This window comes from Mycobacterium sp. 1245852.3 (assembly GCF_001669335.1).
GTDB classification, from domain to species: Bacteria; Actinomycetota; Actinomycetes; order Mycobacteriales; family Mycobacteriaceae; genus Mycobacterium; species Mycobacterium europaeum_A.
This window is the reverse complement of record NZ_LZLL01000324.1, coordinates 1-11,214: the sequence shown is the minus strand read 5'-3', so window position 1 is coordinate 11,214 and position 11,214 is coordinate 1. Positions and strand designations below refer to the sequence as shown.

The following is an 11,214-nucleotide window of genomic DNA, read 5'->3' as shown; positions in this document are numbered from 1 at the left end:
GGCGGTGGGCCCCCATGTAGATGGTCCCCAGATCACCGAGGCTTATCTGGACGTCCGCGGGCCCGTCGTGCGGTGTGCACTCGCCGACACCATCGCGTGTCTGCAGCCGGAATCGTCCACCAGCGACGCTGAGCGGGTCCGTGATGTCCAGGACGATGTCGGCGTCGGATGAATACCCGCGGGCGCCGAGCGCGGCGGGCACGTTCATGATTCGCAGCCACAGGAAATCGCTCATGCCTATCGTTTTCGCGGCGAGCTGGTCTTTGAGTTTGAGTGGGAGCGGGTCATCGACCGGGACCTCCATCACGATGTTGTCGAACGTTTTGGAGCCCACCAGAGTCGCCAGCAGTTCGTCGTGGGCTTCGTTCGTGACCGCGCAGAAGTCTTGGACGATCACGCTGCCGAATGGCCGCCGATAGGCGTGCGGCGACGCTCCCACGACGCGGTAGGTCACGAAACCGTCCGGATGAACGATGAAATTGAGCGTCGATCCGTTGTCCCGCTGGGTGATCCTGTCTTCGAGGATGTCGTCCCACCACGCATCATCTCGGCTCAGCGCACCCGGAGTTATGGCGCGCCACCGCTCGTAGAGCGGGGGCAGCAGGCTTGCCGCCTGGGCAGCGTCGACCTCACGAGCCCGATTTCGGTCGGGCTTGTTGCGCAGCTGGGTGAAACGCGGCTCGATGTCGTAGGTCCTGGCATAGCTGGCCACCCCGGCCCCAAGGATTTCGTAAACCGTTGGCTGGGTGGGAACGCCGCAAAGAATGGGATAACCACGCTCCTGCAAAATTGCGAAGCCCTGGATGCTGAGCTGTTGCCAAATTCCTTGTCCCTGATGCGTCGCCGCGACTGCGATCATCGACAACCAGGCGGCGTCGAGACTGGCGCCCCCTGGCACGGTGAGCCGCAGTGGGTAGTAAAGGGAAGTTCCGACCAGGTGCGGCTCTTCCGGATCGGACATGTCTTCGGCGATCAGGATGTCTTGCAGGTTGACCCGCCGCGTCCAGGCGGCGACGTCGTGCGGGTCCACGGCAATCCCATATGCGCGCGCCTGGTTCTCGTAGACGGCCTGCCAGTCCTTCTCGGTCGGATGCTTGATCCTGATAGCGTCCTTTGTTGCATTCATCGCTCATCCAATTCGCTACTGGCCCAGCTGAATTCGTGATGTGCACACCGAATCCAACAAAGCTCGTTTACTGGAATGCCGCCCTTCTTCGGTACCCGAGTCCCGGGTGGTGAAACGTCGCAACGACGTTGGTGACGCCGCCCACAAGCCGTCATAGTAGGAGCAGGGGTGTAAGGCGGATCACCGGTGTGACGGAATCAATTGCGCTAACGCGGCCGTCTTACTGTTACATAAGCCACGCGTGCGTCTCCGACGCATCGGCGGAAATGATTGCCGAGGGGGCGTCAAACGGTCCCTGTATGGGTATAGAGCTAGGCCGGAGGCGCCGGAAAAGAAAGGACGCCAGTGCTGCGAGGAATCGCTCGACTTGCCATCGCGGCGCCCAGACGCATCATCGCGGCCGCCGTTTTCGTCCTGGTGGTCTGCGGGATCTTCGGGATTCCGGTGGTAAACAGGCTGTCGGCCGGCGGATTCCAGGACCCGACCTCGGAATCGGCGCGGGCGACCGAACTGCTCAGGGACAAGTTCGGTCAAACCGACCAGAAGATGCTGATCGCGCTGACCGCGCCCGCGGGTGCCCGCAGCGACAAAGCGCGCCAGGTGGCCACCGACATCGTCGATCACCTGAAACGATCGCCTTGGGTCATCGACGTTTCTTCGGCGTGGACCTCGCCGCCCCAGACCGCGGCCCAGCTGGTCAGCAAGGACAACAAGTCCGGGATGATCGTGGCCGACCTGAGAGGCGGGGAGAACAAGGCCCAGGAGTACGCCAGCGCGCTCATGCGTGAGGTGGTCCACGACCGGGACGGCGTCACCGTTCGCGCCGGTGGGATGGCAGTGGCGTACGCCCAGATCAATCAGCAGAACCAGCGCGACCTGATGCTGATGGAGTCGATCGCGATTCCGTTGAGCTTCGCGGTGCTGGTGTGGGTGCTTGGCGGTGTGGTGGCGGCGACGCTGCCGATCGTGTTGGGCGCATTGGCCATCGTTGGCACCATGTCGGTGCTGCGACTGATCACCTACGTCACCGACGTGTCGACGTATGCGCTGGACCTGAGCATTGCGATGGGTCTGGCCCTGGCGATCGACTACAACCTGTTGATCATCACTCGCTATCGCGAGGAGCTGGCCCGAACCGAGGACCGGGACCAGGCGTTGTTTCGGACCATGGCCACCGCCGGCCGAACCGTTCTGTTCTCGGCCACCACCGTCGGGCTGTCAATGGCGGTGATGGCGCTGTTCCCGATGTACTTCCTCAAGTCGTCGACCTACACGATCGTGGTCACGGCGATCATCGTGGCCCTTGCCGCTGTCGTGGTGACGCCGGCCGCGATCGTCCTGCTGGGGCCGCGGTTGGACTCGCTGAACGCCCGTCGGGTGATGCATCGCGTGCTGCACGGGCAGCGGCCGTTCCGCGATCACGCGCACCAGCCGCTCGAGACACAGTTCTGGTACCGGTCGACGCGCTACGTGTTGCGCCACGCCATGTCGGTCGGTCTGAGTGTCGTGGTGTTGCTGCTGTTGCTCGGTGCGCCGTTCCTCGGGGTGAAGTGGGGTTTCCCTGACGAACGGGTGCTGCCCAAAGGGGCGTCTGCGCGCCAGGTTGCCGACATGTTGGACAACGATTTCGCTAACGGGCTAGGCACCGGGGTCTCCGTCGTCGTCCCCGACGCTCGCGGCATGACCCCCGCCGACCTGGAGCGCTACGCCGCCGAGCTGTCCCGGGTGGCCGACGTCTCCGCGGTCAGCGCGCCGGCCGGCACGTTCGTGGGCGGGAAACGGGTGGCGCCGCCCGCCGAGGCCACCGGCATGGCCAACGGCGCAGCGTTTCTGACGGTGTCGAGCACTGCGCCGCTGTATTCGAAGGCTTCGAACACGCAACTCGACCGACTGCATCAGGTCGCTGGGCCGGCCGGCCACTCGGTGCTGGTGACCGGTCTTGCGCAGATCAACCGCGACAGTGTCGACGCCATCACCAAGCGACTGCCGCTGGTGTTCGGGCTGATCGCCCTGATCACCTTTGCCCTACTCTTCCTGCTGACCGGCAGCGCGGTGCTGCCGCTGCAGGCGCTGGTGTGCAACGTGCTGTCACTGACCGCGGCGTTCGGCGCGATGGTGTGGATCTTCCAGGACGGCCACCTGGGCGCGCTGGGCACCACACCCAACGGGACGTTGAACGCCAACATCCCGGTGTTGTTGTTCTGCATCGCCTTTGGGCTGGCCATGGATTACGAGGTGTTCCTGGTTTCGCGCATCCACGAATACTGGCTGGCCTCGCAGGCCATCCGGGAGACGCCGCCGACGGCCGCCGAGGCGCGCGCCGCCACCGACGAGAGCACGGCGCTGGGTATCGCCGGGATCGGCCGGGTGGTCACCACCGCCGCTGTGGTCATGTCGATCTCGTTCGCCGCCTTGATCCCCGCGCACGTGTCGTTCATGCGCATGCTGGGCCTGGGCCTCACGCTCGGCGTCCTCGTCGATGCGACCCTGGTCCGAATGGTCTTGGTACCGGCCTTCATTCACCTGCTGGGCCGCTGGACCTGGTGGGCCCCACGGCCGTTGGTGTGGCTGCGGGAGCGGTCCGCAACCGGTGAAGAGGGCGAGGTCGCGGTGGGGCGGGGCCGCTGGGCCCGCGACGCTCCGAACGGGGGCCGGTCATTGACCAGAAGGTGGACTGACAGGGCCGCCGCCGAGCGCACCTGACCCGCGAACATGCATTGTGCACCAATGGTTTTCCAATATCGCGAAGTCCGAAACGCCGGACACCCACGGAGATTTTCATGTCGCACACACTGATCGCCGCTCTCCTCGCGTTGAGTTCCGCGTTGTGCATTGCCACGGGCGACGTGTTGCAGCAACGCACGGCCCAGCGCATCACCGACCGGGCGGTAGGCTCCGTCGAATTGTTCGCCAATTTGCTTCGCAGCCAACGGTGGTGGTGGGGCACGCTGCTCTTGGCGGCGAGCATTGCGTTGCAAGTCGCGGCCCTGGGCGAGGGTTCGGTGCTGCTGGTCCAGGCGCTGCTGATGTTTTCGGTGCTCTTCGCGCTGCCCCTCAACGCCAGGCTGTCGCACCGGGCCGTCACCGCAGGCGAATGGGTGTGGGCCGCGCTGTTGACCGCCGCGGTGACAGTGGTGGTCGTCGTCGGCAATCCGCAAGCCGGCCATAGCGGCGCATCGCTTCGCACCTGGGCGGTGGTGGCCATCGTGTTGGGGCCGCTCCTGATCGGCTGTGTGGTGGCCGGCCGCATTCGGGGCGGCGCGGTGGCCGCCATGTTGTTCGCCTTCGTGTCCGGGGCGTTGTGGGGCACCTTTGCGGCGCTCACCAAGGAGGTCGTCGCTCGGCTCGGCGAGGGGCCGGCCGCGGTGATGCGCGCCCCGGAGCTCTACGCCTGCATCCTTGTCGCCCTGGGCGGCGTGGTGTGGAGCCAGGCGGCGTTTCGGGCGGGGCCGCTGACCGCGTCCATGCCCACGCTGCAGGTGTCGCAGCCCGTCGTCGCGGCGGTGCTGGGCGTCGTCGTCCTCGGCGAGACGCTTGAGACCGGTCGACCCGGCATGATCGCCCTGACGGCAGCGGCGCTGGTGATGACCGCGGCCATCATCAAGCTCGCGCGCGTCGAGGCCGTCAGCGCCCGCGACAGGGGCGACGCCGAACTGCACGAAGAGTCCAACTTGCCGGCGTAGTCGGCGCCGCTGGCTGTTGGCCGCGCCGGAAATGACGATTTCATTGCGGCGATGACACCGAACGGACGCCCCGGCTCAGCTGGCACGGGAGCGTCGGTAGATGCCATTAGAATGCCTGCAGCTACCTCGCTGGTCAGCGGTGACCATCTGGAGAATTGAATGGAAGGTCACTGGATGGCGCATTTGCGGAAACGCCGATCATGGCTGGTGGCTGCCATCGTTCCGATTGCTGTGTTCACGGCCGCCTGCGATGGCAACCACGCGGCGGCACCGGCGAAGGTCATCTTCGACAAGGGCACCCCGCTGGCCGACCTGCTGGTCCCGAAGCTCACCGCCTCGGTGACCGACGGCGCCGTCGGTGTGACGGTGGATGCGCCCGTCACGGTGAGCGTTGCCGACGGCGTGCTCGCCTCGGTCAGCATGGTCAACGAGAACGGCAGGTCGATCAGCGGGCAGCTGAGTCCCGACGGCCTGCGGTGGTCGACCACCGAGCAGCTCGGCTACAACCGGCGTTACACGTTGACCGTGAAGGCAACCGGCCTGGGCGGCGCGGCCAGCAAGCAGATGTCGTTCGAGACCAGTTCACCCGCCCACCTGACCATGCCCTACGTCAGCCCGGCCGACGGCGAGGTGGTGGGCATCGGTGAGCCGGTGGCGATCCGCTTCGACGAGAACATCGCCAACCGGGCGGCGGCCCAGAAGGCCATCAACATCACCACCAACCCTCCGGTCGAGGGCGCGTTCTATTGGCTGAACAACCGCGAAGTGCGTTGGCGCCCAGAGCATTTCTGGAAGTCAGGGACCACCATCGACGTGGCGGTCAACACCTACGGGGTGGACCTGGGCGACGGGATGTTCGGCGAGGACAACGTCAAGACTCACTTCACCATCGGTGACGAGGTGATCTCGACGGCCGACGACACCACCAAGACGGTGACCGTGCGGGTCAACGGCGATGTTGTCAAGACCATGCCGACGTCGATGGGCAAAGACAGCACCCCAACGGCCAACGGCGTCTACATCATTGGCGCCCGGTTCAAGCACATCATCATGGACTCCTCGACCTACGGGGTTCCGGTCAACTCGCCCAACGGATACCGCACCGAAGTCGACTGGGCCACGCAGATGTCCTACAGCGGCGTTTTCGTCCATTCCGCGCCATGGTCGGTGGGCGCGCAGGGGCACACCAACACCAGCCACGGCTGCCTGAACGTGAGTCCCAGCAACGCCGAGTGGTTCTACGACCACAGCAAGAGCGGTGACATCGTCGAGGTGGTGCACACGGTCGGGCCGACGCTGCCCGGGATCGAGGGGCTGGGCGACTGGAACATCCCGTGGCCGCAGTGGAAGGCGGGCAACGCCAACACCTGACGTAGCGGTCAGTCGATCTTGTGCCAGCTCCCGCAGCTTCGGGTCATGAACGCGGTATCGGTCGGCAGGATCCGGACCACCTGGGGGCCGTCGCCGACGTTGTTGTCGATGATGTCGTTGGTATCGAAGCTGCGCAGCCTCGCCCAATAGCACCCGGACTTGGCGCCATCGCTGCGGTAGGTGCCCGCCGCGATGTCCTTGTTGACGATGTAGGTGCCGTTGTTCTCGATCGATGTCTTGGGCCCCGGCGGGGGTGGCGGGGCGACGGTCTTGGTCACCGTCTTGGTTTCTGGTGGCAGTGTCGACATCACCGTCGTCGTGGTGTGACTCGACCCGCCACAACCCGCGAGGAACAGCGCGACCCCCACGACGGCCGCTGCCCCCGGGCGCAGGCGCCGGGGTCGGGGCGGGGCGGGGCGTTGTCTCGTCACTACCTTCCACTCACGGGTGCATCGGCATCGCGCCGAGTCGGTAACACCATAAAAGGTCAGGGAGCGGTGATGCTCCCTGACCTGTGGGGTGAGTGACGGGACTCGAACCCGCGACATTCAGGATCACAACCTGACGCTCTACCAACTGAACTACACCCACCACGGCCGCAAGCCGACCTGCGCACGATGTCGGTCAACGAGCGGCGACGTCGATACTAGCCGGTCGGCGGCGCGGAGGCCGAATCGTTTGGTCCCGGTGCGTCTTTTCCGCCATCGAGGGCGGCGACGATCGCCTCGATTTCGCTGGTAGACGGGCCCGGCGGCGCGACGAACGCGGCCTGGCGGTAGAACTGCAGCTCGCGGATGGACTCGTGGATGTCGGCCAAAGCGCGATGGGCCAGGCCTTTTACCGGCTGACCGAAGTAGATCCGCGGGTACCAGCGGCGGCAGAGCTCTTTGATCGAACTCACATCGATCATGCGGTAGTGCAGGTAGGCGTCCAGGGCGGGCATGTCGCGCACGATGAAGGCGCGATCGGTGGCGATGGAGTTTCCGGCCAGCGGCGCCGTCTTGGGTTGCTTGACGTGTTCGCCGATGTAGTCGAGCACCATCGCCTCGGCGGTCGCCAGGTCGACGGTCGAGGCCCGCACTTCGTCGGTGAGCCCCGAGCGCGAGTGCATTTCGCTGACCACGTCGCCCATCGCCGCGAGCGCGGCGTCGTCGGCATGGATCACCACGTCGACCCCGTCGCCGAGAACGTTCAGATCGGCGTCGGTCACCAGCGCCGCGATCTCAATCAGCTTGTCCGAGCCCAGATCAAGCCCGGTCATCTCGCAGTCGATCCACACCAGTTCGTCTCGCACAGCGCTCAGACTAGTGGCGATCGCAAGCGCGGCGGAGCCGGGCGCTGCGGGTCGCCACCATCGGACCAGTGGCGATCGCAAGCGCGGCGGAGCCGGGCGCTGCGGGTCGCCACCGTCGGACTAGTGGCGATCGCAAGCGCGGCGGAGCCGGGCGCTGCGGGCCGCCACCCAGTGCACTACGCGCAGGTGACGCCCGCGCCTTAGCTGGAGAAGTAGGGTGAGCGTTGTCGAACTGCATGCCGAATCACCGGGGAAGAGGGGCGCAGCACGATGAGCACCGATTCAGCGGCCACGGCCGCGACGCGGATCGCCGAGGGCTACGCCGTCGGTGGCCAAGCACTCGAATTGGGCACGGTCGTCATCGACGGGGCGGCCGATCCGACGGCACAGATCCGTATCCCGCTGGCCACCATCAACAGGCACGGCCTGGTGGCCGGCGCCACCGGCACCGGCAAGACCAAGACGCTGCAACTGATCGCCGAGCAGCTCAGCGCCGCGGGTGTTCCCGTGCTGATGGCCGATGTGAAGGGCGACCTGTCCGGGCTTGCCCAGCCCGGTAAGGGCGACGACAAGACGGCCGCGCGGGCCAAAGACACCGGCGACGACTGGGAGCCGACCGGTTTTCCGGTCGAGTTCTTGTCGCTGGGCACCGATGGGGTCGGTGTGCCGATCCGGGCTACGGTGGCCAGCTTCGGCCCCGTGCTGTTGTCAAAGGTGCTGGGGCTCAACGCCACTCAGGAGTCGACGCTTGGGCTGATCTTCCACTGGGCCAAGGAGAACAACAGCGCCCTGGTGACCCTGAACCAGCTGCGTGATGTCATCACCCACCTGACCAGCGACGCGGGCAAGGAAGACCTGAAATCCCTTGGCGGAGTGTCGTCCACGACGGCCGGGGTGATCCTGCGGGCACTGGTGAACCTCGAGGGCGAGGGCGGCGACACGTTCTTTGGCGAGCCGAAGCTCGACCCGCGGGATCTGCTACGCGTTCAGGAGGGCCGCGGCATCATTTCGCTGCTGGAGTTCGGCGGTCAGTCGTTGCGCCCGGTCATCTTCTCGACCTTCCTGATGTGGCTGCTGGCCGACCTGTTCACGGTGTTGGACGAGGTCGGCGACGTGGACAAGCCGAAGCTGGTCTTCTTCTTCGACGAGGCGCACCTGTTGTTCGCCGACGCGTCCAAGGCTTTTCTCGAGCAGGTCGAGCAGACCGTGAAGCTGATCCGGTCGAAGGGCGTCGGGGTGTTCTTCTGCACCCAGTTGCCCACCGACATTCCCAACGACATCCTGTCCCAGTTGGGCGCGCGCATTCAGCACGCGTTGCGCGCGTTCACGCCCGACGACCAGAAGGCGCTGAGCAAGACCGTCCGCACCTACCCGAAAACCGATGTCTACGACCTGGAATCGGCATTGACGTCGCTGGGGATCGGCGAGGCGGTGGTGACCGTGCTGTCCGAGAAGGGTGCGCCGACGCCGGTCGCGTGGACCCGCATGCGAGTGCCCCGCTCGTTGATGGCCTCGATCGGCAACGATGCAATCAAGTCAGCGGCGAAAAACAGTGCGCTGCAGGCGACCTACGGCGAGACCGTTGCCCAACCGGCGCGGCCACAGGCCGGCCCCCCGGCGCAACCCGCGTCACGGGCGCCGCAAACCCAGTCGGACTACCCGCCGGTCCCGTCGAATGAGACGGTCCCGCCGATGCCGGAGCCGGCGGAGCCGGCGGGGCCAAAGGGTCCCTCGATGTGGGAGGAAGTGCTGCAGAACCCGACGGTGAAAAGCGGCATCAACACCGCGATACGTGAAGTGGTGAAAAACATTTTCGGCACCGGGCGCCGCCGCCGGAAGTAGCGCTGGCCGTTCGTCGCGCGCGTAACGCCACGGCGAAAAATCGGGCTGATAATCGCCGCTGCGTTACGCCCAGGGAGCCGCCGCCGCTACGACGCCGCTACGCCGCCGCCGGAACTATCCGCCGCCGAGCTTCTTGTAGAACGCGCCCACGATGGGCGCCACGATGGCGCGCGGGCCGTACCCGCTGGCCACCGACATGGCCTTTGACGTCAGACCCGGGACGACGCGCATCTTGTTGCGCGCCAACGCATCCAGCGACACGCGCGCAGTGTGCTCGGTCGAGATCCACAGAAAGTCCGGCACCAGCCGCTCGACGATCGAGGCCTCGGTGTCGTCGGGCAGATCGGTCCGCACCGGGCCCGGCGCCAGCAGGGTCACGTTGACGCCGGACCCGCGCAGCTCACCGCGCAGCGATTCGCTGAAGGTGTTCGCGAACGCCTTGGTCGCCGCATAGGTGGCGTTGTAGGGGATCGGCGAATTACCAGCCGCCGAACCGGAAATGAGGATGCCGCCGGACTTCCGCTCGACCATTCCCGGCAGCACGGCCAGCGTAAGGTCATGCACCCCAAGGACATTCAGCTGCAGTTGCGCCTTCTCGCCGGCCGGATCGAGCGTGGCGACCGGACCGAAGGTCGCGGTGCCCGCGTTGGCGCACAGGATCGAGATGGGGCGGGCGGCCAGCTCGTCGCACAGCTTCGCCCGTTCGCCCGGGTCGGCTAGGTCGGCGGGGCGCACGTCGACGGTGACGCCGTACTTGCCGGTCAACCGGGCGGCCAGGTCCTTGAGCAGGTCTTCGCGACGTGCGGTGACGATCAGGTGGTGTCCGCGTGCGGCGAGTTCGGTGGCGAGTGCCTCACCGATGTTCTGCGAAGCTCCGGTGACAACTGCGCGCGCCTCGGCGCTTGGGGCGGGTAACGGCATGCGCCAATCGTAGACAGCGGGCGCAACGCGGCCCGCGGGCGATCGCGGGCGCCTATAGAGTGCCGGGCATGAGCCAGCCGGAGCCGCATCCCGCCACCCCCGCGCGATCGCGCGTGCTGGCCTGGGCGCTCTGGGACTGCGGTTCGACCGGCCTCAACGCGATCGTGGCGACCTTCGTCTTCTCCGTCTATCTGACCAGCAGCGTTGGGGTGGGGATATCCGGTGCCACCACCCCGGCGAGCTGGTTGGGCCGCGCGGCGGCCATCGCCGGACTGACCGTCGCCGTGCTTGCGCCGGCCGTCGGCGTGTGGGTGGAATCCCCGCATCGCAGGCGGGTGGCGCTCAGTGTGCTGACCGCCACAGCGGTGACGCTGACCGGTGCGATGTTCTTCATCCGCGACCGTCCCGGCTACCTGTGGGCGGGCCTGGTGCTGCTGGGGGCGACGGCGGCGTGCGGCGATTTGGCCAGCGTCCCGTACAACGCCATGCTGCGTCAGCTTTCCACGCCGCAGACTGCCGGGCGGATATCCGGGTTCGGCTGGGCGTCAGGTTATGTCGGAAGCGTTCTGCTGCTGCTGGTGATCTACACCGGGTTCATCTCCGGGTCCGGCGGCGGTCCTGACGCGAAGCGCGGTCTGCTGCGAGTTCCCTTGCGGGACGGGCTTTACGTCCGCGAGGCGATGGTGGTGGCCGCGATCTGGTTCGCGGTGTTGGCGCTGCCCCTGCTGTTCGTCGCGCAGCGGCTCACCGCGTCCTCGGAGGAGTATCAGCCGACCAGCATGCTGGGCGGCTATCGAAAGTTGTGGACCGAGGTCAGCGAGGAGTGGAAGCGCGACCGCAACCTGGTGTACTTCCTGTTCGCCAGCGCCCTCTTCCGCGATGGGCTGGCGGCGATCTTCGCTTTCGGGGCGGTGCTCGGCGTCAACGTATACGGCATCTCCCAAGCCAACGTGCTGATCTTCGGGGTGGCCGCCAGC

General features: G+C 66.4%; 9 protein-coding genes and 1 tRNA gene. 5 read left to right on the top strand and 5 right to left on the bottom strand.

Features of this window, described 5'->3' with window-relative positions:
• On the bottom strand, window positions 1-1,126 hold a 1,126-nt coding region (locus A9W96_RS14890), incomplete at its 3' end, for a GNAT family N-acetyltransferase (RefSeq protein ID WP_067140790.1).
• 345 nt (window positions 1,127-1,471) lie between these two features.
• Between A9W96_RS14890 and A9W96_RS14885 the strand changes: the two genes are divergently transcribed.
• The 3 genes from A9W96_RS14885 to A9W96_RS14875 all read left to right on the top strand — a co-directional run bounded on the left by A9W96_RS14885 (window position 1,472) and on the right by A9W96_RS14875 (window position 6,180).
• Window positions 1,472-3,829 carry an MMPL family transporter gene (locus tag A9W96_RS14885; protein WP_067140789.1) on the top strand — a complete coding sequence of 786 codons (2,358 nt, stop codon included), beginning with the start codon at window positions 1,472-1,474 and terminating at the stop codon, window positions 3,827-3,829.
• Window positions 3,830-3,906: 77 nt separating this feature from the next.
• Window positions 3,907-4,809 (top strand): DMT family transporter, encoded by a 903-nt coding sequence (locus A9W96_RS14880; protein ID WP_067140779.1) that lies wholly within the window; start codon window positions 3,907-3,909, stop codon window positions 4,807-4,809.
• 159 nt (window positions 4,810-4,968) lie between these two features.
• Entirely contained in the window at window positions 4,969-6,180 is a 1,212-nt protein-coding gene (locus A9W96_RS14875) for an Ig-like domain-containing protein (RefSeq protein ID WP_067140777.1), read from the top strand.
• 8 nt (window positions 6,181-6,188) lie between these two features.
• On the opposite strand, the gene A9W96_RS14870 is transcribed toward A9W96_RS14875, so the two are convergent.
• The 3 genes from A9W96_RS14870 to orn form a co-directional block, all read right to left on the bottom strand.
• On the bottom strand, window positions 6,189-6,611 hold the full coding sequence (locus A9W96_RS14870) for a hypothetical protein (RefSeq protein WP_369806973.1): 423 nt from the start codon (window positions 6,609-6,611) through the stop codon (window positions 6,189-6,191).
• 84 nt (window positions 6,612-6,695) lie between these two features.
• Window positions 6,696-6,771: transfer RNA gene (locus A9W96_RS14865), tRNA-His, on the bottom strand.
• A gap of 55 nt (window positions 6,772-6,826) precedes the next feature.
• Window positions 6,827-7,474: an oligoribonuclease gene (gene orn / locus A9W96_RS14860; protein WP_066860339.1), complete on the bottom strand. Its 648-nt coding sequence runs from the start codon at window positions 7,472-7,474 to the stop codon at window positions 6,827-6,829.
• Between the two features lie 270 nt (window positions 7,475-7,744).
• Here orn and A9W96_RS14855 point away from each other — a divergent pair, with 270 nt between their 5' ends.
• Window positions 7,745-9,316, top strand: a complete 1,572-nt coding sequence (locus A9W96_RS14855; RefSeq protein WP_067140776.1) for a helicase HerA-like domain-containing protein — start codon at window positions 7,745-7,747, stop codon at window positions 9,314-9,316.
• Between the two features lie 114 nt (window positions 9,317-9,430).
• On the opposite strand, the gene cmrA is transcribed toward A9W96_RS14855, so the two are convergent.
• Window positions 9,431-10,237, bottom strand: a complete 807-nt coding sequence (gene cmrA / locus A9W96_RS14850) for a mycolate reductase (protein ID WP_066860333.1) — start codon at window positions 10,235-10,237, stop codon at window positions 9,431-9,433.
• A 68-nt stretch (window positions 10,238-10,305) separates the two neighbouring features.
• Here cmrA and A9W96_RS14845 point away from each other — a divergent pair.
• A partial coding sequence (locus A9W96_RS14845; protein WP_067140775.1) for an MFS transporter occupies window positions 10,306-11,214 on the top strand: 909 nt, incomplete at its 3' end.